Annotated in this window: 20 protein-coding genes; 6 read left to right on the forward strand and 14 right to left on the reverse strand. The window is 63.8% G+C overall.

Going from position 1 to position 22,829, the window contains the following annotated elements:
- From ACIQ2A_RS08225 to ACIQ2A_RS08285, 13 genes are all read right to left on the reverse strand, one after another.
- The coding region (locus ACIQ2A_RS08225; protein ID WP_398477736.1) for an ABC transporter substrate-binding protein at positions 1–912 on the reverse strand (912 nt) is incomplete at its 3' end.
- Between the two features lie 63 nt (positions 913–975).
- Positions 976–1,860, reverse strand: coding sequence for a shikimate dehydrogenase (locus tag ACIQ2A_RS08230; protein WP_398477738.1), 885 nt, complete (start codon positions 1,858–1,860; stop codon positions 976–978).
- Positions 1,861–1,965: 105 nt separating this feature from the next.
- Positions 1,966–2,904 (reverse strand): LysR family transcriptional regulator, encoded by a 939-nt coding sequence (locus ACIQ2A_RS08235; RefSeq protein WP_398477740.1) that lies wholly within the window; start codon positions 2,902–2,904, stop codon positions 1,966–1,968.
- A gap of 49 nt (positions 2,905–2,953) precedes the next feature.
- Entirely contained in the window at positions 2,954–3,313 is a 360-nt protein-coding gene (locus ACIQ2A_RS08240; protein ID WP_398477742.1) for a Rieske (2Fe-2S) protein, read from the reverse strand.
- The gene (locus ACIQ2A_RS08245; protein ID WP_398477744.1) at positions 3,285–3,989 is read right to left on the reverse strand and encodes an ABC transporter ATP-binding protein; all 705 of its coding nucleotides are present in this window, start codon (positions 3,987–3,989) and stop codon (positions 3,285–3,287) included. Before ACIQ2A_RS08245 ends, ACIQ2A_RS08240 begins: the two co-directional genes overlap by 29 nt.
- Positions 3,982–4,782, reverse strand: a complete 801-nt coding sequence (locus ACIQ2A_RS08250) for an ABC transporter ATP-binding protein (protein ID WP_398477747.1) — start codon at positions 4,780–4,782, stop codon at positions 3,982–3,984. Before ACIQ2A_RS08250 ends, ACIQ2A_RS08245 begins: the two co-directional genes overlap by 8 nt.
- Positions 4,782–5,825, reverse strand: a complete 1,044-nt coding sequence (locus ACIQ2A_RS08255) for a branched-chain amino acid ABC transporter permease (protein ID WP_398477749.1) — start codon at positions 5,823–5,825, stop codon at positions 4,782–4,784. Before ACIQ2A_RS08255 ends, ACIQ2A_RS08250 begins: the two co-directional genes overlap by 1 nt.
- Entirely contained in the window at positions 5,822–6,694 is an 873-nt protein-coding gene (locus ACIQ2A_RS08260) for a branched-chain amino acid ABC transporter permease (RefSeq protein ID WP_398477751.1), read from the reverse strand. Before ACIQ2A_RS08260 ends, ACIQ2A_RS08255 begins: the two co-directional genes overlap by 4 nt.
- A 162-nt stretch (positions 6,695–6,856) precedes the next feature.
- A complete protein-coding gene (locus ACIQ2A_RS08265) occupies positions 6,857–8,011 on the reverse strand; it encodes an ABC transporter substrate-binding protein (RefSeq protein WP_398477753.1) in 1,155 nt (384 codons plus the stop codon).
- 79 nt (positions 8,012–8,090) lie between these two features.
- Entirely contained in the window at positions 8,091–9,290 is a 1,200-nt protein-coding gene (locus ACIQ2A_RS08270) for a 2Fe-2S iron-sulfur cluster-binding protein (RefSeq protein WP_398477755.1), read from the reverse strand.
- Positions 9,287–10,120, reverse strand: coding sequence for an FAD binding domain-containing protein (locus ACIQ2A_RS08275; RefSeq protein ID WP_398477758.1), 834 nt, complete (start codon positions 10,118–10,120; stop codon positions 9,287–9,289). Before ACIQ2A_RS08275 ends, ACIQ2A_RS08270 begins: the two co-directional genes overlap by 4 nt.
- On the reverse strand, positions 10,117–12,498 hold the full coding sequence (locus ACIQ2A_RS08280) for a xanthine dehydrogenase family protein molybdopterin-binding subunit (protein ID WP_398477760.1): 2,382 nt from the start codon (positions 12,496–12,498) through the stop codon (positions 10,117–10,119). The genes ACIQ2A_RS08275 and ACIQ2A_RS08280 overlap by 4 nt, the downstream gene beginning before the upstream one ends.
- Positions 12,499–12,537: 39 nt before the next feature.
- Positions 12,538–13,815, reverse strand: a complete 1,278-nt coding sequence (locus ACIQ2A_RS08285; protein WP_398477762.1) for an amidohydrolase/deacetylase family metallohydrolase — start codon at positions 13,813–13,815, stop codon at positions 12,538–12,540.
- Positions 13,816–13,972: 157 nt separating this feature from the next.
- Here ACIQ2A_RS08285 and ACIQ2A_RS08290 point away from each other — a divergent pair, with 157 nt between their 5' ends.
- The 4 genes from ACIQ2A_RS08290 (at position 13,973) to ACIQ2A_RS08305 (ending at position 18,254) form a co-directional block, all read left to right on the forward strand.
- Positions 13,973–14,473: a MarR family winged helix-turn-helix transcriptional regulator gene (locus tag ACIQ2A_RS08290; RefSeq protein WP_398477764.1), complete on the forward strand. Its 501-nt coding sequence runs from the start codon at positions 13,973–13,975 to the stop codon at positions 14,471–14,473.
- Between the two features lie 318 nt (positions 14,474–14,791).
- A complete protein-coding gene (locus ACIQ2A_RS08295) occupies positions 14,792–15,865 on the forward strand; it encodes a PspA/IM30 family protein (RefSeq protein WP_398477766.1) in 1,074 nt (357 codons plus the stop codon).
- Complete coding sequence (locus ACIQ2A_RS08300) at positions 15,865–16,509, forward strand: OB-fold-containig protein (protein ID WP_398477768.1); 645 nt, start codon at positions 15,865–15,867, stop codon at positions 16,507–16,509. Before ACIQ2A_RS08295 ends, ACIQ2A_RS08300 begins: the two co-directional genes overlap by 1 nt.
- A 5-nt stretch (positions 16,510–16,514) precedes the next feature.
- Entirely contained in the window at positions 16,515–18,254 is a 1,740-nt protein-coding gene (locus tag ACIQ2A_RS08305) for a flotillin family protein (RefSeq protein ID WP_398477770.1), read from the forward strand.
- A gap of 98 nt (positions 18,255–18,352) precedes the next feature.
- On the opposite strand, the gene ACIQ2A_RS08310 is transcribed toward ACIQ2A_RS08305, so the two are convergent.
- On the reverse strand, positions 18,353–19,981 hold the full coding sequence (locus tag ACIQ2A_RS08310; protein ID WP_398477772.1) for an isocitrate lyase: 1,629 nt from the start codon (positions 19,979–19,981) through the stop codon (positions 18,353–18,355).
- Between the two features lie 151 nt (positions 19,982–20,132).
- On the opposite strand from ACIQ2A_RS08310, the gene ACIQ2A_RS08315 reads away from it, so the two are divergent.
- Both ACIQ2A_RS08315 and ACIQ2A_RS08320 read left to right on the forward strand, forming a co-directional pair.
- The gene (locus ACIQ2A_RS08315; RefSeq protein WP_398477774.1) at positions 20,133–21,569 is read left to right on the forward strand and encodes a short-chain fatty acyl-CoA regulator family protein; all 1,437 of its coding nucleotides are present in this window, start codon (positions 20,133–20,135) and stop codon (positions 21,567–21,569) included.
- A 79-nt stretch (positions 21,570–21,648) separates the two neighbouring features.
- Positions 21,649–22,827 carry a M20 aminoacylase family protein gene (locus tag ACIQ2A_RS08320; RefSeq protein WP_398477777.1) on the forward strand — a complete coding sequence of 393 codons (1,179 nt, stop codon included), beginning with the start codon at positions 21,649–21,651 and terminating at the stop codon, positions 22,825–22,827.
- Positions 22,828–22,829 lie beyond the last annotated feature (2 nt).

Raw genomic sequence — 22,829 nt, forward strand, 5'->3', positions numbered from 1 at the left:
CGCGAGCCAGCCCTTGAGGCCGTTATGGTCGGGGACGTAGTTGTACTTTTTCACGAACTTTTCGCGGAAGGCCTTGATGAGATCCACCGGGGCATCAGTGGTGAGGCCGACATGGCCGCGGGCGCCGTTGGCCGCATCGCCGGCGAGCTCGACCACCTTCTGGCCGACCAGCGTGGTCTCGCCGACCAGCGGCACAGTGATGCCCTGGCGCTTCAGCTCTTTCAGGATACGCGCGCTCTCTTCCTCGTTGACATAGACGAAGACCGCATCGGGCGCCGCTGACTTGATCTTTGTGACGTCGGCAGCAAAGTCGGCCTGGCCCGCTTCGGTGGAGAGATCGGCCGCGACCTTGATATTGTACTTGGCGAATTCCTTGCTGATGGAATCGCGCCCGCCTTTGCCGAAGTCGTTGTTGACCCAGACGATGGCGACCGACTTCGCCTTCAGTTCATCGTTGATATACTTGGCGACCTTCGGCATCGACGACTGCTGGCCGAACGAGGTGCGGAACAGATACTTGTTGCCGGCCTGGGTTAGTTCGGCCGCTTCGCCGCCCATGATCTGCGCGATACCGGCTTCCGCTGCGAGCGGCGCCGTGACCTTCACCGAGCCGGAATAGCCGGGCCCGAGCAGGACATAGGGCTCGGCGTCGAGCGCCTTCTGCACCTGCGCGCGGGCGACGCCGGGATTGGACTGTGAGTCCGCATGGGTCACTTCCAGCTTGCGGCCGAGCACGCCGCCCTTGCCGTTGATCTCCTCGATGGCGAGGTCGATGCCGTTCTTCCAGTTATTGCCGACGGTGGCGCCGCCGCCGGAGAGTTCGGCGACATTGGCGAGCTTGATGCTTTGCGCGGATGCTGGGATGGCGAGAACGGTGGCGAGCAGGACGCTCGCCAAAAATACTGGCTTCATGATTTCCTCCTGTGTGTTTTGTTCGTTGCTGGTGCGGTCTTATGAATGACCGCTTGTTATTGGTCAGGCAGCGTTAGGCGCATACCTTTTCCTCATGACGTCGTCGAAAGCAATTCCCATTTCGGTGGCGGACGGCGCCATGCCGGTGAACAGCTCGAAGGCGTCCGCCGCCTGATAGATTGCGAGATCGCGCCCTGTCATCACCTGTGCGCCGCTGGCCTTGGCGGCATTAAGCAGCGGCGTCCACAGCGGCGAATAGACGGCGTCGGCAACCCACAATCCGGCATGGAGCAAGGCATCCGGCACCGGCGTGCCGCGGTCCGGCAGCATGCCGATGGGGGTGCCATTGACGAGGCCGGAGGCGCCGGTGAGCGCATCCTCGACGCTGTCGGCGCGACGGATGGATTGGCGATGCTGCAGTTGCGCGACGAGCTGGTCCGCCTTGGCGATATCGGTATCGACGAGGCGGATGTCGGAGACACCGAGATCGGCCAGCGCAAAAGCGATCGCCTTACCGACGCCGCCGGTGCCGATCACGGCGACGGGGCCGTGGTCCGAGCGGGAGACGAATTCTTTCGCAGCGCGGGCGAAGCCGGACGTGTCGGTGTTGTGGCCGGTGAGTTTGCCATGGCGCGCGACCACGGTGTTGACCGCGCCGATGGCGCGGGCGCCGGGGGACAGATCGTCGAGCAGTGCGACCACGGCTTCCTTGTAGGGGAAGGTGACATTGATGCCGGCAAAGCCGAGCCGGCGGATGCCGTCGAGGATGGCGTGCAGCTGGTCGTGCCCGGCGCCGGCCACTTCGATCAGGTGATAGTGGCAGCGCACGCCCAGCGCATCGGCCGCGCGCTCGTGCATCGCAGGCGATGCCGAGTGGGCGATGGGGGCGCCGAGCAGGCCGGTGAGAAAATGGCCGGCGATGGGCGAGGGCGTCAGGATGGCGGTCATGCGAGACGTCTTGAATGAGGGCTGGTTGATCAATCAACCGGCCTGAGGATAGCGCGGCAGCGATCTAACACAATTACCACTTTATGCCACAAACATATGATGATGTTACGTCTTGCGGGCGCGCCCTGAGGGCCTGGCGCCCGCATTGCGGGCCGGATTGATCCCCTGCATCTCGGAGCGCAGGCAGGCGATGAAGTGATCCACATGCAGCGACAGCGGCACGCCGCGCTTCACCGCGACATAGGTATCGAACTTGGTGGGCTCGACGATCTTGATAATGGACACGCCGGGATAGCCGCCATGGGCGACGGTGAACTGGTCGATCACGGCGATGCCGAGGCCGGCCTTCACCAGCGCGCAGACCGTGGTGCCGAAACGCGCGCGGATGGTGATGTCGTAGGTGAGTTTGTTGCGCGCAAAGATCTCGGCCATGATGCGGCCATAGGGATCGTTGGGATCGATGCCGATCAGCGGATAGTTGATGATCTCCTTCGCGGAGACCTGTTTGCGGCCGGCGAGCTCATGGCCCTCGGGCACGATGCAGAACAATTCGCCCGAGGCCAGCGGCAGGAAATCGAGGCCGGGATGTTCAAGCCGGTAGCTCATGGCGACGCATTCGCCGCGATCGAGCAGGAGATAGTCGATGGCTTCCTCGAGCTTGAGGATGTTGATGTCGATGCGCAGCTTGGGATAGCGCCGCCGTACCTGTTCGATGGCGCGGGGCACCATGATCTGCGAGATCGATGGCACCGAGCCGATGCGTAGCTCCGACAATGCGCCGCGCCCGATATTGGAGATGGTCTCGCTGAGATCGTCGACCTTCTTGTAGACGCCGTTGATCTGCTCAAAGATGTTCTGCGCTTCCGGCGTCGGAAAGTAGCGCCCGTTCTGGCGCTGGAAGAAGCGGATGCCGAGGGATTTTTCGGTATATTTCACCAGCCGGCTGATGCCCGGCGCAGAGACATTGAGCAGCTTTGCGGCGCCGCCGATGGTGCCTGTCACCATCACGGCGCGAATGACTTCAACCTGTCGCAGCGTCATCATGATGATCGGGCCCCGGCGCGAGGCATCCCTTATGCCGGAACATCTTCGCTCAGCGCAACTCCGCGAGGCTGTCGCGGTCGATCCAGACATGGGTGTCGTCGATACGCAGGCGGAACCGGCGCAGCGGGCGGCTCGGCCAGCCCGGCGAGATGTCGCCGGTCGTGAGGCTGAACGAGGCGCGGTGATGCGGGCAATGCAGCCGGCCTCCGGCGACATGGCCGCGGGAGAGATCCGCCTGCTCATGCGGGCAGGCGCGCTCGCAGGCGACGATCCCGTCGCCGTCTTGGATGATGAGGATGCCGATGCCGGCGACCTTGGCACAGACGATCGCTTGCTCCGCCAGCCGCGCGCGCGGACAGACGGCGATCCAGCGGTCGCCGCTATCCGCCGAGATAGGCGCGTCGCACATGTTCATTGGCAATCAGCTCGGCACCGCCGCCGGACAACACCACGCGACCGGATTCCAGCAGATAGGCATGGTCGCACATCTCCAATGCGGCGAAGGCATTCTGCTCGACGAGCAGCACCGTGGTGCCGGAGTCGCGGATGGCCCGGATGATCGCAAAGGTGCGCTCGACGATATTTGGCGCGAGGCCGAGGGAGGGTTCGTCGAACATCACAAGGCGCGGGCGCGACATCAGCGCGCGGCCGATGGCCAGCATCTGCTGTTCACCGCCGGAGAGGGTGCCCGCCGTCTGCTTGCGGCGTTCGGCGAGGCGCGGAAATTCAGTGTAGATGCGCTCGCGGTCGACCGCGACCTCGCCGGCGTCCTTGCGCAGATAGGCGCCCATGTCGAGATTTTCCGCCACTGTCATATGCGGGAAGACGCGGCGGCCCTCGGGGCAATGGGCGATGCCCTTGGTGAGCACGCGCTGGGTGCCGATGCCGGTGATGTCCTCGCCCTCGAACATCATCTGTCCGGAGCGCGCCGGGACCAGGCCGGAAATGGCGCGCAGCGTGGTGCTCTTGCCGGCGCCATTGGCGCCGATCAGCGCCACGAGCTGTCCGGCCTTGACCGACAGCGAGATGCCCTTGAGGGCAGTGACCTGCCCATAGGCGCAGACCATGTCGCGGATCTCAAGCATGGGCTGTGACTTCCTTGACGACGTCCTTGGCGCTCTGGCCGAGATAGGCTTCGATCACTGCGGGATTCCTGCGGATCTCGTCGGGCGGGCCTTCGGCGATGATGCGGCCGTAATTCAGCACGACGATGCGATCGGATACGCTCATCACCATCGGCATGTCGTGCTCGACGAGAAGAATGGTGATGCCGCTGTCGCGGATGCGGCGGATCAGTTGCACGAAGGTGTGCGTCTCCGAAGCATTCATGCCGGAAACGGGCTCGTCCATCAGCAGCATTTTTGGCTGTGCGGCGAGGGCAAGGGCCACGCCGACCAGGCGCTGCTCACCGTAGGACAGCGAGCCCGCCATTTCATTGGCGCGGGCCTCCAGCCCGACCAGGCGTACCAGTTCGCCCGCGCGCTCGCGCATGGCCTGCTCCGATGCGCGGGCGCGGGGCAGGCGGAGGATGGCTTCAAGCAGGCCGAGCTTGCCCTGACGGTGCAGGCCGATCAGCACATTGTCGAACACGGTGTCGTTGGGAAACACGCTGGTGCGCTGGAAGGTGCGGATCAGGCCGAGATCGGCGATCTCGTGGGGCTTCAAGCCGCGCAAATCCTGGCCGCAATATTTCACGGCGCCCTTGGTGGGCGTGAGAAAGCCGGTCATGACATTGAAGGCGGTGGTCTTGCCGGCGCCATTGGGGCCGATCAGGCTGACGATCTCGCCCTGGCCGACCTGGAAATTCATGTCGGAGATGGCGACAAGGCCGCCGAACTGCACGCCGACATGTTCGATGCTGAGAACGGTTTCGGTCATCAGGCATGCTCCTCGGCGGTCCGCTCGGTTATCGCTACCGGCCTGGGCTTGGCGGGCTTGCGGCCGAAGCCGAGCTTTGGCGCCAGCGCCGGCACGATGCCGCGCGGCAGCACGAACAGGATGGCGATCAGCACCAGGCCGTAGGTGATCCACTGCGCCTCCGGCGCCATGACCGGGCGCAGCAGCACCGGCAGCAGGCCGAAGATGACGCCGCCGACCACCGGGCCGGCCAGCGAGCCCTTGCCGCCCGAGACGACCATGATCACCATGGTGACCGTGGAGATGAAGGCAAACACTTCGGGATCGATGATGCGGATGTAATGCGCATAGAGGCTGCCGGCGGCACCGGCGATGGCGGCGGAGATCACGGCGGTGAGGGTGAGCGCCTTGGTGACGTCGATGCCGACGGAGACGGCGAGTGTTTCGTTCTCCATCAAGCCGCGCATGGCGCGGCCGTAGTGCGAATGGACGAGGCGCGAGATCAGGAAATAGGAGATCGCCGCCACCGTCAGCACCAGATAGTAATTCTGCAGTTTGGTCTTGAGGGTGAGATAGCCGAGATAGGGCAGGCCGATGGTGATCGAGGGAATGTTGGTGAGCGCCAGCGGGCCCTGGGTCAGTTCGACCCAGTTCAGCGCCACCAGCCGCACGACTTCCGCGAAGGAAATCGTGACGATCACGAAATAGGCGCCGCGCACGCGGAACGACAGTTTGCCGACCAGATAGCCGCAGAAGCCGGAGATCACGACAGCGAGCGCAAAGCCCGCGATCGGCGGCCATGGCGTGTGGACGATGTGAAAATCGCCGATGATCGGGACATCATAGCCGAGTGATGTCAGCGCGCTGACGTAGGCGCCGATGCCGAAGAAAGCGATATGGCCGAGGCTGAGCTGTCCGGTGAAGCCGAGCAGCAGGTTCATGCTCATGGCGCCGATGATGAAGATGCCGGTCGTGATCAGCGCATTGAGCAGATATGGATCCTTCAGCCACAGCGGAACGGAGATGAAGAAGGCCAGCGTGATGAGAGAAAAGACCCGGGTCATCCGACGCGCTCCGCACGGGCAAACAGGCCGGTGGGTTTGAACACCAGCACGGCGATGATGATGAGGAAGCCCATGGCGTCGCGATAGCCGGACGACACGTAGCCGGCGCCGAGCTCTTCAGCCAGCGCAAGGATGAAGCCGCCGATCACGGCGCCGGTGATGTTGCCGAGGCCCCCGAGAATCACGATGGCGAAAGCTTTCACCGCGGCGAGATCGCCCATTTGCGGGAATACGACATAGACGGGGCCGAGCAGCGCGCCGGCTGCAGCCGCGAGGCTGGAGCCGATGGCGAAAGTCGAGGTGTAGATCCAGCCGACATTGACACCCATCAGGGCGGCGGTGTCGTGATCCTGGAAGGTCGCACGCATCGCCTTGCCGAGCTTGGTGAGGTTGATCAGCGAATAGGCGATCACGATCAGGAGCGCCGCGGCGACCAGCACGAACAGGCGGAGCCAGGATACCGAGACAGGTCCGATCACCAGCGGCGCGTCGGGGAAGGGATTGTCGATGGATTTGGCGACGCCACCCCAGATCCACAACGCGCCGGACTGCATGGCGATCCAGGCGCCGATCATCACCAGCATGGTGGTGTCGATATCGGCGCCGCGGAGCGGGCGCAGCAGCGTGATCTCGATGGCGGCGCCAAGCAGCCAGCCGGCGAGAATGGCAATGGGCAGCGCGAGAAAGAAATTCACGCCGAGCTGATGCACGACGATGAACATCATATAGGCGCCGAATGTGTAGAGAATGCCGTGGGTGAAGTTCACCACATTCATGATGCCGAAGATCAGCGTCAGCCCGATGCCGAGCAGCGCATAGGTGCCGCCGAGCACGAGCATGTTGACGAGGTGTTGGAGGAGCTGGTCCACGGGTTCTTTCCGATTTCAGTTGGGTTGCTAACCTCTCCCCGCTTGCGGGGAGAGGTCGGATTGCGGAGCAATCCGGGTGAGGGGGCTATCCACGCGCTCCGAGCGTGCGGTGAGTCCCCTCACCCCGACCCTCTCCCCGTAAGAACGGGGAGAGGGCGACGCTCACAGATCCTTCATGTGGATTTTGCCGTCGGCGATCTCGACCAGGTAGACGTTCGGGAAGCTCTGGCCGCTTTCCGATCCGGCAGGGCCGGATTTCTTGAAGATGATGTCGCCGTTCAGACCCTTGACGTCGATCTTCCAGAGCGCGTCCTTGATCGCCGCCGGCTCGGCCTTGCCGGCCTTCTCGATGGCCGCCGCGATGGTGCGGATGCCGTCATAGCCACGGAAGCTCTCGGTGCAGCCGGCGAAGTCGAAGCCGCGCTTTTTCCACTCGCTGATGAAATAGGTCGTGGCTTCCGGATTTGGCGTCTTTTCCGGCATCCAGGGCAAGAAGGTGGTCAGATGCATCGTGTTGTTCGCAGCAGCGCCGGCCTGGGCGATGATTTGGTCCGGATTCTGCGAGCCGCCGGTGGTGATGATGCGCTTCTTCAGGCCGAGGGCTGCGGCCTGCTTGAAGATCAGCGTCAGCTGATCGACGGCAGCGGTGATGATCACGGTCTCGGAATCCGTGGCCTTGATCTTGGCGAGCTGGGCGCTCATGTCCTGCGCGGACTGGTCCATGGTCTCGGTAAGGCCGATGGTGATGCCCTTTTCCTTCATCATCTTGCTGAAGTCCTCGGCGGTGCCGCGGCCCCAGTCATTGTTGATGACGAGGAAATCCACCTTCTTCAGTGCCAGCTTGTCGACGATGCCCTTGAACGCCGCGGCTTCGACGAAAGACGGCGGCGAGATACGGAACACGTAGGGATTGCCCGACGTGGTGATCTTCGAGGCCGACGAGGTCTCAACGACCATCGCGGTTTCGTATTCCACCAGCTTCGGCATCACGGCCAGCGTAAGGCTCGACCCCCAGGCGCCGAGCAGAACCGGCGTCTTGTCGCGGGTGATCAGCTTCTCGGCAACGGCAGCCGCTTCGGTCGGGTTGCTCTTGTTGTCTTCGATGACGAGCTCGATCTTCTTGCCGAGCAGGCCGCCCTTGGCATTGATCTCGTCGGCGGCGATCTTGGCGCCGTTGACGACATAGGTGCCCGATGCGGCGAACGCGCCGGTCAGCGGCTCATTGACGCCGATCTTGATGGTTTGCGCGAAAGAAGCGCTGCCGAGCATGGCGAGCGCGAAGGCGGTCGCGGTGGCTGCCTTGAATGTCCGTATCATGTGGTCCTCCAGTGAAACGCTGATGAAACTTGCGCCGTCCAAACCTCGTCGCCGCGCGTGATGCGTGAGCGCCGATCCCTCATGTCGCGTCTCCGCGTCCGCTGATCCGGCGCAGCAATCGTGCCGCACGCGCGCGCAGAAGACCGAAGAGAAGCGAGATTCCGTTCAGGTCCGCAGCCGTGGACGGCGCGGATGTCGTATCGCCGGACAGGCGCCGGTCGAGATTGCCGGCGAACTCGGCCACCAGCCGTGCGGCCAGGTCGCGCACGAGACCGCTGCGTCCGACCTGCGCCAGCATGCCGGTGAGGCTGTAGCCGATGGCGAGTTCGACGCGTGTGGCCGTGCCGTCATGTTCGGGCAGCAGGCGATAGCGAATTTCGCCCTGGGTGGTGGAGCGGCTGCGCTGGTCGTTACCGATACCGATGATGCGGCCGGCAAGACTGGCGTCGTTGCGCTCGACGCGCGCGGCGCCGTTGAAGTTCGCAGAGATCGGTCCGATCTTGACCCGGATGGCTCCCTCGACGCGCTCCGGACGCGGGGTGCCAGTGAGTGCTGCACCGGGCAGGCAAGAGGCGACGGCAGCGATATCGTCGAACAGCGCGAACACCTTTGCGGGCGGATGCGCGACGGTGAAGTTCTGCTCCATCACGGTGGATGGCGTGAAGTCAGGAATGACGAGCGGCGCAATGGCCGCAGTTTCGGTGACGATCGCTGCCGCCGGCGCGAGCTTCTGCGACACGGTGCAGGATTTGTGGCCGGATCCCGCCGGGCCAAGCACGGTCCGCCCGGCATTCGGCTCCGATACGATGTCGCGCGCTCGCCGCGCCTCGATCACCGCCTTCACCGCGCGGACGATGCCGACATAGCCGGTGCAGCGGCACAGATTGCCGCTCATGCCGACACGGATGGCTTTGTCATCGGCTTCGGGCAGGCGCAGCACGAGGTCACGGGCCGAGACCAGCATGCCCGGCGTGCAGTAGCCGCATTGCAGGGCGTGTTCGCGCGTGAAGGCGGCGCGCAGCTCGGTGGCGATCTCGTCGTCGTCCAGGCCTTCGATGGTGGTGACAGCCGCGCCGTTGCAGGAGGTTGCGAAGGTGATGCAGGACCGGGTTGGCACGCCATCGACAAGAATGGTGCAGGCGCCACAGACGCCATGCTCGCAGCCGAGATGCGTGCCGGTGAGATCCAGCGTGTCGCGCATCATGTCGGCGAGGCTGGTGCGCGGCTCGATGGCACGCTGCACGCTGCGCTTGTTGACCGTGAGTTCGATCGTATTCATGCGGCCTCCGCGACGGCTTTGTGGAGCACGGCGACATGGATGTGCCGGTCGGCAGCATCGGCCATACCGCTATCGGCGAGCAGCCGGTCGGCGATGCGTGAATCGAAGCGCGATGCGAATGAGGAGTCGATTTTGCCGCCGAACAATTCGCTGGCGTCGTCCACGACAATGGGGGCCGCTTCCACGGCACCGATGACGACGCGTGCCTTGCCGGCATCCGGATCGATCAGCACCGCGCCGATCGCGTGGGCGAATTCGCCGGTCTTGCGGCAGCTCTTGACATAGCCCCAGCGCGCGGTCCCCGACATGACTGGCACATGCACGGCTTCCAGCATCTCGCCCGATGCAATCACGCTTTCCAGCGCGCCGAGGATGAAATCCTTCATGGCCACGCGACGCGTGCCGGTGACGCTGCGCAGCGACAGTGATGCGCCGAGCGCCGTGAGCGACGACACCCAGTCGGCCGAGGGATCGGCATGGCTGAGCGAGCCGCCAATGGTGCCGCGATTGCGCACGGCGCGATAGGCTATGTTCGCTGCCACGCGCTGCATGGCGCCGCGGGTAACGTCAGGCACGCGACCATCCTCGACGTCCGCATGAGTGACGCAGGCGCCGAGGGTGAGTTCGCCGCCGCTGACATCCGCGCGCTTGAGTTCGGTGATGGCGGTGATGTCGAGAATCGTGTCGGGCGCGACGAGACGCAGATTGAGCATCGGGCCGAGCGATTGTCCGCCGGCGATGATCTTCACCATGCCGTCTGCGCCGGTCATGACGGACAGCGCCGACGCAATGTCGCGTGGTCGTTCATAGCTGAAAGGTGCGGGCTTCATGCTGCTGGCCTTTCCGCTTCGCGCGCGGCGAGGAGGGCTTCGACGATGCGCTTCGGCGTGATCGGCGAATGCAGCATCTCGGCGCCGAGGCCGCGCAGCGCATCGTTGACGGCATTGCCGATGGCTGCCGGCGGCGCGATGGCGCCGCCTTCGCCGATGCCCTTGACGCCGAACTTGGTGTAAGGCGACGGCGTCTCCATGTGGTCGAGCCAGGGCTCGGGCACTTCGGTGGGGCCAGGCAGCAGATAGTCGGCAAGCGTCGTGTTGAGCGGCTGGCCGGCGCGATCAAACGGCATCTCTTCATAGAGCGCGGTGCCGATGCCCTGTGCGAGGCCACCGTAAATCTGGCCATCCACGATCATCGGATTGACCAGCACGCCGCCGTCCTCGACGATGACGTAGTCGAGGATTTCCACATCGCCGAGATAGGGATCGATGGCGACGGTCACCGCGTGGGCGGCATAGCTGAATGTGCCGGTGTCGCGTTTCGGCTTGTAGCCGGATGTCGCTTCCAGTCCGGCAGGATCGACATCGCCCGGCAGATCCTGCGGGCGACGATACCAGGTGTGGGCAATTTCCTTCAGCGTGACGCTGCCATTCGGTCCACGGATCTCGCCATCCACCAGCACGACGCTGGCCTCGTCCACCTGCAGCAGTTTGGCGCCGATCTTCTTGGCGCGTTCGGCGAGCTCGTGGCAGGCGGTCGCCACAGCGCCGCCAGCCATCACCATGGAGCGCGAACCCCAGGTGCCGGTGGAGTAGGGCGTCATCGCGGTATCGCCGTGAATGAGGCGGATCTTGCTGACGTCGATGCCGAGCAACTCGTTCGCGACCTGGGCCATGGTGGTTTCCATGCCCTGGCCATGCGAATGCACGCCGACGCGGAGTTCAAGACCGCCATCGGGCGTCATGCGCGCCGTGGCCTGTTCGTGGCCGGGCACCATGGGAATGCCCCAGCCGGAGTAGACCGAGGTGCCATGCGCGGCCTGCTCGCAATAGATGGACAGGCCGACGCCGATCAGGCGGCCATCGTCCTCGCCTTTGCGCTGGCGGGCGCGGATGCTGTCGATATCGATCTGCTTCAGCGCGCGGCGCATCGCTTCGGGATAGTCGCCGCTGTCGAAGTGCTTTTTGGTGATGTTGTCGAACGGCATCTGCTCCGGGCCGGGCAGGTTGCGCAGGCGAACCTCGCCGGGTTCGAGGCCGGCTTCCACGGCGACGAGATCGAGCATCAGTTCAAGCGCAAAGCAGACACCGGTGCGCGCGACGCCGCGATAGGGCAGGATCGGGCATTTGTTCGTCGCCACCGAAAAGGTGCGGCAGCGATAGGCCGGCATCTTGTAGGGGCCGGGCAGGATGCTGACGACTTGCGCGGCTTCGAGGCAGGCCGAGAACGGATAGGACGAGTAGGCGCCGGAATCGACCAGCGCTTCGCAATCGATGCCGCGCAGCGTGCCATCGCGATCGGCATAGACGGTGATCTTGTAAAAATGTTCGCGGCAGTTTGCGGCCGCGGTCAGGTGCTCGCGGCGATCCTCGATCCAGCGCACCGGAAATCCGCGCTTCATGGTCAGCCAAGACAGGCAGACTTCTTCCGGCAGCAGGATGCCCTTGTGGCCGAAGCCGCCGCCGACATCGGGCGAGACAATCCGGATCTGTCCTTGATCCATCTCAAGGCAGTCGGACAGGCCATTGCGCACGATGTGTGGCATCTGGCTGCCTGAATAGAGCGTGAGCTGATCAAGACGATGATCGTAACTGGCGACGACACCCCGACCTTCCAGCGGCGACATGCATTGGCGCGCGGTCGAGATTTCGCGTGTCACCTTGATCGGCGCATCAAGCGCGGCATCGATATTGGTCTCGAAGAAGCTTTCGAGAAAGACATTGTCGCCCCAGTGTTCATGGACGAGCGGCGCACCAGGCTCCAGCGCCTTGCGCATGTCATAGACGGCGGGCAGCTCTTCGAGATCGAGCGTGACGGCGGCCGCAATGTCCTCCGCCTCAGCACGCGTTGGCGCCACGCACATGGCGATGAGTTCGCCGACCTGGCGCACTTTGCCGGTGGCGAGGATCGGCTGGTCGGACACCTTGAACCCGACAAGCGAGGTCACCGCACGGATCGGCTTGATGCCGACGAGATCCTCGGCAGTGAAGACGACATCGCGATAGCGTTCGGGAATATGAATGCCCCGGATGCGCGCGTGCGCCAGCGGGCTGCGTACGAAGGCGACGTCCTGTAGGCCGGCTAGCCGGATATCGCCGACGAACTGGCCGCGCCCGCGCATCAGGCGATCGTCCTCCTTGCGCGGCACGCGCGCGCCGACGCCCTGCCGTGAGGCAGGGCTGGCTGGCGCGATGTCTCGCTCGTTACGCATCGACGAACTCCCGACGTCTTCAGATGAGACTTGCAAGCCTCAGGCCGCGACGGCCGCAGGCAGGATCGGGGCGACGGCGTCATAGCGGACGCCGCTGCGCAGGCAGAAGGCCGGCTGCAGCAGGCCGTCGGACACGGTTCGGGTGTCCTCGTTGTCGCGCAGGATGAACTTGCCGGGCACCTGCGAGATCACCGAGACATCGGCATCCATGCCGACCTTCATCGAGCCGATCTTGTCGGACAGGCCGACCATCTTGGCGGGGTTCGATGTCACCATGGGCACGACCTGTTCCAGCGTCAGGCCGAGCGCGATCATCGAGCTCATCGCCTGCACCAGGCTGAATTTGGCCTGGCCCTTGAACGGATGGTTCTCGTCATCCTCGTGCTCGTCGGGGGTGCCGGCGGGGACGGGGACGTCGGTGTTGTAGCCATGGATGTCGGCGCCGAGCGTGTTCGGCACGATGCCGGCGGCAATCGCCTTCTTGGCGAGGCGATAGGAGAAGTGGCTTCCGTGGCCGACATCGATCTTGAGGCCGCGATCGATCGCTGCCTGGATCACCGGATGCACTTCGCCTTCGCGATTGACGAAGCCGCCGGGATGCCGCGTGAAGGGATGTGCGAGGACATCGCCTTCCTTCAGCAGCGGAATGACGCGCTCGAGGATTGTGTCGACGTCCTCGCCATTGTTGCCGGATTCCGGCAGGCCCCAGAGCTGACCGAAATGCACATAGACCGGCAGTTCGGTGCGCTCGCCGATTTCCGCTGCCATCTCCATCACGCGGATGCCCCAGCGCGCAAAGCCGCCGATTTCCGCATGGGCCTTGATGCCGCGCACGAGATCGCGATTGGCGAGTGCCGATTTCACGGTCGCATCGATATCGACGCCGTCGGGGCTGTAGAGATTGGGATAGAAGTGGCCTTCGAGGCCGCCGACGAGATAGGCCGAGAGGAATGCGTAGACGCGCGATTTTGCGGGCTCGGCGATGAAATGACGGAAGGCCGGCAGCGTCATGCAGGACGGGCCGCCCTGATCGATCAGGGTCGTGACGCCCGACTGCACGCCGACCATGTCGGGATTCATGCCGAAGCGACCGGAGACATATTGAAAGACATGACCGTGCGTATCGATCAGGCCGGGCAGCACCAGCTTGCCCGTGACGTCGATCACCTCGCGTGCGCTGGTCGGCAGAATGTCCGACTGCACCGCGGCGATCTTGCCGTTGCGGATGGCGACATCCTTCATGCCGTCGATCCCGGCCGCAGGATCGATGACGCGGCCGCCGCGCAGCAGGATGTCGTATGAGGCAGTAACGGACATGATCGGTCTCCCAAATTCTTTGCGCTTACGTGCTCTCCGTCCGGCTTTCACACACCGGGAAAATACGAAGCATGCTTCGTATTTGACTAAAGCAAGGTGCGTGCCATGATTGACCGAAGGTAATTCACCGGCGTGAGTCGGGAGCAGGAGAGGCGTGTTGTCGAAGACGAATAAGCCGCGTGGTGTTGCTGCGCACAAACCCTGGCCGCTGGAGCAGCGGCCCGGTTACCTGATCCGCCGGTTGCACCAGATCCATGTCGCGCTTTTCCAGGAGGCGTGCGCAGGCTTCGACATGACACCGCTACAATACAGTTTGCTATCGGCACTCGCTGTGCGTGGAACGGCGGACCAAACCAGCTTAGCTGCTGATATTGCTCTGGATCGTACAACGACGACCGGCGCGCTGAAGCGGCTGGAAGCGCGCAAACTGGTCGAGCGGCCGGTGAGCGACGACGATCGCCGCGCGCGGATCTGCAAGCTCACGCCGGCTGGTGCCTCGATGCTGGGCAAGATTGAAAGTGCTGCGCGCGATGCCCATCGCAACACGCTGGATCCGCTCGGCAAGGCGGAGCAGGTGGCATTCATCGCCATGATGCAGCGCATTGTCGCAGCGCATGCCGGCGCCCCGGATGCCGTTCTGGCGGCGGACGGAGCCTGATCGACCTTAGAATGACTAAAAAGTCGCCGGGGATGTCGCGAATTCAGGCAATGGCCTGACGGCCCGATCGCAGCGTCGGTCATTCGTATCTGGAAGGTCGAAGCTCGCTCACCTGCGCCAAGGCGCCGCGTGTTGCGATTGAACCGCGTCGGCCCGCGCACCGACCGATCTGATGTGAACACGCATCATCAGCCGTCTCCCGAGCAACGGGACATCTGCAAACCTTATAAATTTACCTCTCCAGGCTTGAAAGCACCGAAATGGTGCTTTAATGGTCATTCCATGTCACCCCGATATAGCTCAGCTCTGTCGATGACCTTGAGCCCGTCCCAAGAGGACCGGGCGAAGCTGTTTGCAACCCTGGCGGCCTATCGTCAGGCGCTGCGGGTGCTCGATCAAACCCGGGGTGCCAATCTCGTGTCGCTGCATGAAGCGGCCTATGAGACCATTCGGGACACGACAGGCCTTCCGGCGCGGCTGGTCACGCTCGCACTACGCGATCACGGGCGTCACAAGGGCGAGGACAATGTCAGCGCCATCCCGCTCGATGCCAAGCTGTTCGCGATCAAGGGGCCCGACAGCGTCAGCATCGCGACCGTGCAGGGGCGTGTCATCCTCCCCTACACAATGAACGGCTATCACTTCGGCTGGAACGATTTCGCCGAGGCCCGTCTCGTTTTTCACGCGGACCACATCGAACTATGCGCCGGCATCCAGGCCGGCGTGCATTCACACAAGGAGGGATCAATGTCGAATGAAGGAATTCTCGCGCGTCTCGGGCGTGTGATTGCGGGCGTCGTCAACAATGCGGTCGATACGGCAGAGGCGTCCAATCCGATCGCCGTGGCGCAGCAGGCGTTGCGCGAGATCGACAAGATTTCCGACGAAGCGCGCGCGGCACTCAGCGTCGCCGTGGCTGCGGGGCATCGGTTGAAAGCCAAGGCGGATGATCTCGATGCCGAGATCCGCGATCTCGATGACAAGATCAAGGTCGGCCTCACAAACGGCCGCGAGGATCTCGCCCGCGCGGCCACGGGCGTGCAGATCGATCTCGAAGCGCAGCGCGAGGCGCTTGCCAAGGCGATCGCGGAGAATGCCGGCGAGATCGCCGAGGCCCAGGCGGCGTTGCGCTCCATCGCATCGGCACGCGATGATGCGAAGAAGCGGCTGGACGACGCGCAGCGCGCGCAGAAGGTCGTGCACGGCTCCGACGCGACGCCGTCGGAGCGCAACGATCGCAGGCTCGCCGATGCGTTGAGCGCGGTGGAGCGCGTCACGGGCGTGCCGGTCAAATCGATATCCGGGGCTGCCGAGGTGGAAGAGCTCGGGCAGATCCAGCGGCAGAATGCGATCGAAGCTCGGTTAAAGGCGTTTCGCGAAGGCGAGCGCTGATGCCTGCGATCGTTCAGCCTGGCACGGAGCCGTTCTGGCTGGCGCTCATGGTGGTCGCCGGGCTCGGTGTGGTCGAAGTCCTGTCGCTGCTGCTCGGCGCATCGATCTCCGGCCTTCTCGATGACGGCTTTGGCTTTCACAGCCCCGGCCATGCAGATGCCAGCGTGCTTGGCGGCTGGATGTCCTGGCTGAATGCGGGCGGCGTGCCAGTGCTGGTGTTGGTGGTCGTGTTCTTTTCCGCTTTCGCGGCGATCGGCTTCGCTCTGCAGTCGGTCGCGTCGAACATCGTGATGCCATTGCCGCTTCTGCTTGCCGTGCCGGCATCGATGGCATTGGCGCTGCCCGTGACGCGGTGGGCGAGCCGTGGTCTGGCGCGGATCATCCCGCGGGATGAAAGCAATGCCGTCAGCCAGTCCGAACTCATCGGCCTGCTCGGCACCGTCACGCTGGGGCCGCTCGATCAGGGCAATCCCGGCAGCGTCCGGGTCCGGGACCGCTACGGCAATATCCACGTCCTGCGTGCCACGGCCGCTCCCGGCCATGTCATCGAAACAGGGGCTCTGGTCGTCATCGCAGATGGCAGTGACGGTCTCTTTCAGGCAATTCCGGCGCCGCCCGAACTGGCGCCCCATCACGGAGGCTAGACGCCATGGATTTCTTTTCGCTCGGCCTGACCGCAGGCACCATTATCATCGGGCTTGTCGTCATCAGCGTCATCATGATGTCGCTCTATACCCGCGCCACGCGGGACAAGGCCTATGTGCGCACCGGTCTTGGCGGCAAGAAGGTCGTGCTCGATGGCGGCTCGGTGATCCTGCCGATCTTCCACTCCTATTCCTGGGTGTCGCTTTCGACGTTGCGTCTCGAAGTGAAGCGCGCCGAAAATGAATCGATGATCACCAAGGACCGCATGCGTGCGGACATCACCGCGGAATTCTATGTGCGCGTGAAGCCGGATGCGGAGAATATCGCGCTGGCAGCGCAGACCCTCGGCGACCGCACCAATGACGCGGATGCGCTGAAGACCCTGGTGGAAGCGAAGTTCGTCGATGGCCTGCGCTCGGTCGCCGCCACCATGTCGCTGCGCGACCTGCAGGAGCAGCGTGCGGAATTCGTCAAGTCGGTGCAGGCGGCCGTTGCGCATGACCTGCAGTCGAACGGTCTCGAACTGGAATCGGTGTCGCTGACCCGGCTCGACCAGACCGACATCAAGCACTTCAACCCCAATAACAGCTTTGACGCGGAAGGCCTGACGGCGCTCACCAAGATCACCGAGGAGCGCAAGCGCGAGCGAAACCAGATCGTCCGCGACAACGAAGTCGAGATCGCCACCAAGGATCGTGAAGCCAGCCTGCGCCGCCTGACCATCGAGCGCGAGCAACGCGATGCCGAGCTGTCGCAGGAACGCGACATCGCCAACAAGACCGCGGAAACGCGCGCCGAAGCCGCGCGGGCCGAACAGGCTGCGCGTCTCAGCGAGGAAACCTCGCGCCTCGATGCGGAACGCGGCATCGCCGAGCGCGATGCCCAGACGCGCCAGGCCCGTGAAAGCGCGCGCATCGAAGCCGAGCGCGGCATCGCCGAACGCGAGGCAGAGGCGCGCAAGGTGACGGAAACTGCTCGTATCGATGCGGCGATTGCGGTCGCGCAGAAGACCGAGGAAGAGCAGGCCGCACGCGCCCGCGCCGACGAAGCCAAGGCAGCCGCGACGACCGCGGAAGAGCAGGTCGTCACGGCACGCGAAGTCGAGATCGCCGAACGTGCGAAGCGCATCGCCGTGCTGGACGCGCGCAAGACCGCTGAGCGCGAAGCGACGGCCATCACAGTGAAAGCCGAAGCCGAGAAGGAAGCGGCTGCCAATCTGGCCGCCTCCGTCAAGATCCAGGCCGAAGCCGAGGCTGCTGCGGCCAAGATCCGTGCCCAGGGCGTGATCGAACTCGGCGAGGCCGAAGCGCGTGCCGAGCGGGCCAAGAACGAAGCGCGGAATGCACTGTCACCGGCGATCATCGAATTCGAACTGTCGCGCGCCCGCATCGATATCATCCCGGAAGCGCTCGAGCAGGCCATGAAGCCGATCGAGAAGATTTCGGACATCCGCATCTTCAATGCAGGTGGCTTCGGCGGGCTTGGTGGCACGAATGGACATCGCAGTGACGGCAATGCCGTGTCGGATCTGTCGAGCCAGCTGTTGAACTTCACCGCGCAGAAACCGATTCTCGACGAGATCCTGTCGCAGGCCGGTTTCAAGGGCGCTGATCCCACGCAGGCATTGCTGGCGGCGTCGGTCGGCAATCTGAAAGCGGAGCCGGCAAAGGTTGCGACACAGCCCGTCGCCGCTCATGTCCCGAAAAATGATCACCCTGTGAAAGGCGACGGGCTGGCGGGCTGATCCGCGCACCGCAAACGTCCTCACATCTCAAACGACAATCGGCCTGGAGCGGGAAGCTCCAGGCCGATTGCTTATTTAAACGGTGGTTCCGGTTCTGATCAGAACTGGTTCATCGTGTTATGTGCGCCGCCGGCCTTCAGAGCCGCTTCACCCGCAAAATATTCCTTGTGGTCGTCGCCGATGTCGGAGCCGGCCATGTTCTGATGCTTCACGCAGGCGATGCCCTGACGGATCTCCTCGCGCTGAACGTTCTTCACATAGCCCAGCATGCCCTGCTCGCCGAAATAGGCCTTGGCGAGCGTGTCGGTGGACAGCGCAGCGGTGTGATAGGTCGGCAGCGTGATCAGGTGGTGGAAGATGCCGGCGCGCTTGGCCGAGTCCGCCTGGAAAGTGCGGATCAGCTCGTCGGCCTGCTTCGCCAGCTCGGTCCCGTCATATTCTTCCTTCATCAGCTCGGCGCGGTTGTACTTGCTGACATCCTTGCCGGCGGCCTTCATCTCGTCGAACACCTGCCAACGGAAGTTCAGCGTCCAGTTGAACGACGGCGAGTTGTTGTAGGCGAGCTTCGCATTCGGCACGACTTCGCGGATACGATCGACCATCACCGCGATCTGCTCGATATTCGGCTTTTCGGTCTCGATCCAGAGCAGGTCGGAGCCATTCTGCAGCGAGGTGATGCAGTCGAGCACGACACGGTCCTGACCGGTACCTTCGCGGAACTGATAGAGATTGCTTGCCAGGCGCTTCGGACGCATCAGCTTGCCGTTGCGGGTGATGACGACGTCGCCATTGCCGATCTTGGACGCATCGACTTCCTCGCAATCCAGGAAGCTGTTGTACTGGTCGCCGAGATCGCCCGGTTTGTGGCTGACGGCGATCTGCTGGGTCAGGCCTGCGCCGAGCGAGTCGGTGCGGGTTACGACGACGCCGTCTTCGACACCGAGTTCGAGGAAGGCGTGACGGCACGCGCGGATCTTCGCCAGGAAGACCTCATGCGGCACGGTGACCTTGCCGTCCTGATGGCCGCACTGCTTCTCATCCGAGACCTGGTTCTCGATCTGCAGCGCGCAGGCGCCGGCTTCGATCATCTTCTTGGCGAGCAGATAGGTCGCTTCCGCATTGCCGAAGCCGGCATCGATATCGGCGATGACGGGAACGACATGGGTCTGGAAGTTGTCGATCGAGGCGATCAGCTCTTCTTCCTTGACCTTGTCACCGGCCTTGCGGGCGGCATCGAGCGCGCGGAACGTGTTGCTCAGCTCGCGGGAATCCGCCTGACGCAGGAAGGTGTAGAGTTCTTCGATCAGCGCCGGCACCGAAGTCTTCTCATGCATCGACTGATCCGGCAGCGGGCCGAATTCCGAACGCAGGGCGGCGATCATCCAGCCTGAGAGATAGAGATAGGTGCGGTCGGTGGTGCCGAAGTGCTTCTTGACCGAGATCAGCTTCTGCTGCGCGATGAAGCCGTGCCAGCAGCCGAGCGACTGGGTGTACTTGGTGGCATCATTGTCGTAGCGCGCCATGTCGGCGCGCATCTGCGCGGCGGTGAAGCGCGCAATGTCGAGGCCGGTCTTGAAACGGTTCTGCAGGCGCATGCGGGCGATGGCCTCGGCACCCACGCCGTTCCAGGTCGGCTTGGTCTTGAGCAGCGCAGCCGCGGCTTCCACTTCGCTCGCATAGGAGCCGGTGCGGGTGAACTGATCGATATCGCGCGGTTGGAAATTCATGGGTCCGATCCCTTCGTGTTCGACTGTGTGTCTAACGCCTGTTCTAAGCGCGGGATCGGCAGGAGCTAGACGGAACGCAGATAACTTGTCATACTTTACAAGCTACTCATGTAATGTTGTAAAGTATAACAAGTGGTATCGAGGTAGCGAGATGGCGCCCTCTGGTGGTCGTTCTGTTTTCATCGGCCCGCGCTTGCGGCGGCTGCGGCGCGATCTCGGCCTCACGCAGGCTGATATGGCCGCAGATCTGGAGATTTCGGCGCCCTATGTCGCTCTGCTGGAGCGCAACCAGCGGCCAATGACGGCCGACATGCTGCTCCGCCTGGCGCGCACCTACACGATCGATCTCGCCGATCTCGCGGGCGACGGCGGCGCCGACTCGACCGCGCGGCTGCAGTCGATTCTGAAGGAGCCGATGTTTTCGGACATCGATATTCCCCAACTCGAGATCAGCGATCTCGCGGTCTCCTATCCCGGCATGGCGGAGGCATTCCTGCGCCTCTACACGGCGTATCGCGAGGAGCAGCTTGCACTTGCCGAGCGACGCGGGCCTGCGCCTGCTGGCGTGGCATCGGAGGAGGGCGGTGGTTACGACGCCAATGATCCTGTCGCGGAAGTCCGCCGTTTCCTTGCGGCCCGCAAAAACAATTTCGCTGCGATCGATGATGCTGCCGAGCGGCTTGCGCAGGCGACGTCCGGTGCGAGCGGTTTCATCGAGCGCCTGAAGACGCGGCATAAATTGCAGGTGCGCTACATGCCGCCGGACGTCATGCTCGGCTCCGTGCGCCGTCTCGATCTGCATCGCAGGCAGTTGCTGCTGGAAGACTCGCTGGATACTGCGAGTCTGAACTTCCAGCTTGCGCAGCAGCTCGCTTATTTGGAGCTGGGGAGCGAAATCACCACGGCACTGGAAGACAGCCAGTTCACCAGCAAGAGTGCCGAGTTGCTCGCGCGCCGCGCGCTGGCAAGCTATGCCGCAGGCGCGATCGTGATGCCCTATGCGGTCTTCGCGCGCGCTGCTGAAACGCGCCGCTACGATCTGGAAGCGCTGGCGCGCCAGTTCGGCGTGAGTTTCGAGCAATGCGCACATCGCATCACCACGCTGCAGCGGCCGGGTTCGGAGAAAGTCCCGTTCTTTCTCATCCGCGTCGATCCCGCCGGCAATATCTCGAAACTGCTCGATGGCGCCGGCTTCCCGTTCGCAAAGCATGGCGGCGCCTGTCCGCTCTGGTCCGTGCACAATGTGTTCCGCACGCCGCGCGAACTCGTCACGCAGTGGCTGGAATTGCCCGATGGCCAGCGCTTCTTCTCCATCGCGCGCACGGTGACGGCGGGCGGCGGCTCGTTCGGCGCCCAGCGCATCGAGCGCGCCATCGCGGTCGGATGCGCGGCCGAGCATGCGAGTCAGTTGATCTATGCGCGTGACGGCGCCGGCCCGCGGGCGGATGCGCCGACGCCGGTGGGGGTGGCGTGCCGCGTGTGCCATCGCCCACGTTGTACAGCACGCTCGGCGCTTCCCATCGGTCGTGAACTCTTGCCCGACGATTTCAGAACGCTCAGCGTGCCGTTCGGATTTTCAGCCGAATGACGCCGCTTTGCGCTTGGCGTTGTGGGGGTGAATGAGGCAGCATCGCGCCGCTTCAATCGCAAACGTCAGTGAGACCCTCATGAGCCCGCGCACCCGCCTCGATGAACTGCATGCCGAAATGACCGAATGGCGCCGTGATTTCCACGCGCATCCGGAAATCGGCTTCGAGGAGGAGCGTACCAGCGAGATCGTCGCCAAGCGTCTCGCGGAATGGGGCATTGAAGTGCATCGCGGTTTTGGTGGCACCGGTCTTGTCGGCGTGATCCGCGGCAAGCATGGTGCCGCCGGCAGCAACCGCGCCATCGGCCTGCGCGCCGATATGGATGCGCTACCGATGGACGAGGGCAACGAGTTTGCCCATCGCTCGCAGAATCCCGGTCGCATGCACGCCTGCGGCCATGACGGCCACACCACCATGCTGCTCGGCGCCGCCAAATATCTCGCGGAGACGCGCAATTTTGCCGGCACGGTGCATCTGATTTTCCAGCCTGCCGAAGAAGGTCTCGCCGGCGCCAAGGCGATGATGGATGACGGGCTGTTCGAGCGCTTCCCCTGCGATTCCATCTACGGCATTCACAACAGCCCGGACCTGCCGCTTGGCACCGTGCGGGCGCTGACGGGCACCGCGCTGGCGGCGATCGATTATTTCACCATCACGCTGCGCGGCCGCTCGTCCCATGGCGCGCATCCGCAGCAAGGCATCGACACGGTGGCAATGGCGGCGCAGGTGATCAACGCACTCAACGCGATCCCGTCGCGCCAGATCGATGCGCTGGAATCGGCGATCATCTCCATCGGCCAGATCCATGGCGGCACCTCGAATATCGTGTTGCCGGAAACGGTGGAGCTGCGCGGCTCCGTGCGCACGCTGAAGCCCGAAGTGCGCGACCGCGTCGAAGAACTGTTCAAGCGTGCGGTGAAGCTGACCTGCGAAGCGCAGGGCGGCAGTGCCGAGATCGACTACAAGCGCGCTTATCCGCCGACCATCAACACGGCCGACGAAGCAGCGCGTGCGGCACAGGCCGCTGCAGCCGTGCCGGGGGTGACCGAGGTGCAGCGCGAGGGCAATCCGGTTCTGGCCGGCGAGGATTTTGCGTTCATGCTGGAGAAGAACCGCGGCGCCTATATCTTCTTCGGCCAGCGCGGCGCAGACAAAGGCGGGGTGCCCGTGCACAATCCCGGCTACGACTTCAACGATGATCTGCTGCCGATCGGCGCCAGCTATTTTGCGGCGCTTGTCGAGCAGGAGCTCGCATAAAC

Source organism: Tardiphaga sp., assembly GCF_044336785.1.
Taxonomy (GTDB): Bacteria; Pseudomonadota; Alphaproteobacteria; order Rhizobiales; family Xanthobacteraceae; genus Tardiphaga.

Excerpts from the sequence above, each read along its gene's own strand:
- ACIQ2A_RS08230 (WP_398477738.1), bottom strand. The coding sequence starts at position 1,860 with ATGACCGCCATCCTGACGCCCTCGCCCATCGCCGGCCATTTTCTCACC.
- ACIQ2A_RS08235 (WP_398477740.1), bottom strand. The coding sequence starts at position 2,904 with ATGATGACGCTGCGACAGGTTGAAGTCATTCGCGCCGTGATGGTGACA.
- ACIQ2A_RS08240 (WP_398477742.1), bottom strand. The coding sequence starts at position 3,313 with ATGTGCGACGCGCCTATCTCGGCGGATAGCGGCGACCGCTGGATCGCC.
- ACIQ2A_RS08245 (WP_398477744.1), bottom strand. The coding sequence starts at position 3,989 with ATGCTTGAGATCCGCGACATGGTCTGCGCCTATGGGCAGGTCACTGCC.
- ACIQ2A_RS08250 (WP_398477747.1), bottom strand. The coding sequence starts at position 4,782 with ATGACCGAAACCGTTCTCAGCATCGAACATGTCGGCGTGCAGTTCGGC.
- ACIQ2A_RS08255 (WP_398477749.1), bottom strand. The coding sequence starts at position 5,825 with ATGACCCGGGTCTTTTCTCTCATCACGCTGGCCTTCTTCATCTCCGTT.
- ACIQ2A_RS08265 (WP_398477753.1), bottom strand. The coding sequence starts at position 8,011 with ATGATACGGACATTCAAGGCAGCCACCGCGACCGCCTTCGCGCTCGCC.
- ACIQ2A_RS08270 (WP_398477755.1), bottom strand. The coding sequence starts at position 9,290 with ATGAATACGATCGAACTCACGGTCAACAAGCGCAGCGTGCAGCGTGCC.
- ACIQ2A_RS08275 (WP_398477758.1), bottom strand. The coding sequence starts at position 10,120 with ATGAAGCCCGCACCTTTCAGCTATGAACGACCACGCGACATTGCGTCG.
- ACIQ2A_RS08280 (WP_398477760.1), bottom strand. The coding sequence starts at position 12,498 with ATGCGTAACGAGCGAGACATCGCGCCAGCCAGCCCTGCCTCACGGCAG.
- ACIQ2A_RS08285 (WP_398477762.1), bottom strand. The coding sequence starts at position 13,815 with ATGTCCGTTACTGCCTCATACGACATCCTGCTGCGCGGCGGCCGCGTC.
- ACIQ2A_RS08300 (WP_398477768.1), top strand. The coding sequence starts at position 15,865 with ATGCCTGCGATCGTTCAGCCTGGCACGGAGCCGTTCTGGCTGGCGCTC.
- ACIQ2A_RS08305 (WP_398477770.1), top strand. The coding sequence starts at position 16,515 with ATGGATTTCTTTTCGCTCGGCCTGACCGCAGGCACCATTATCATCGGG.
- ACIQ2A_RS08310 (WP_398477772.1), bottom strand. The coding sequence starts at position 19,981 with ATGAATTTCCAACCGCGCGATATCGATCAGTTCACCCGCACCGGCTCC.
- ACIQ2A_RS08315 (WP_398477774.1), top strand. The coding sequence starts at position 20,133 with ATGGCGCCCTCTGGTGGTCGTTCTGTTTTCATCGGCCCGCGCTTGCGG.
- ACIQ2A_RS08320 (WP_398477777.1), top strand. The coding sequence starts at position 21,649 with ATGAGCCCGCGCACCCGCCTCGATGAACTGCATGCCGAAATGACCGAA.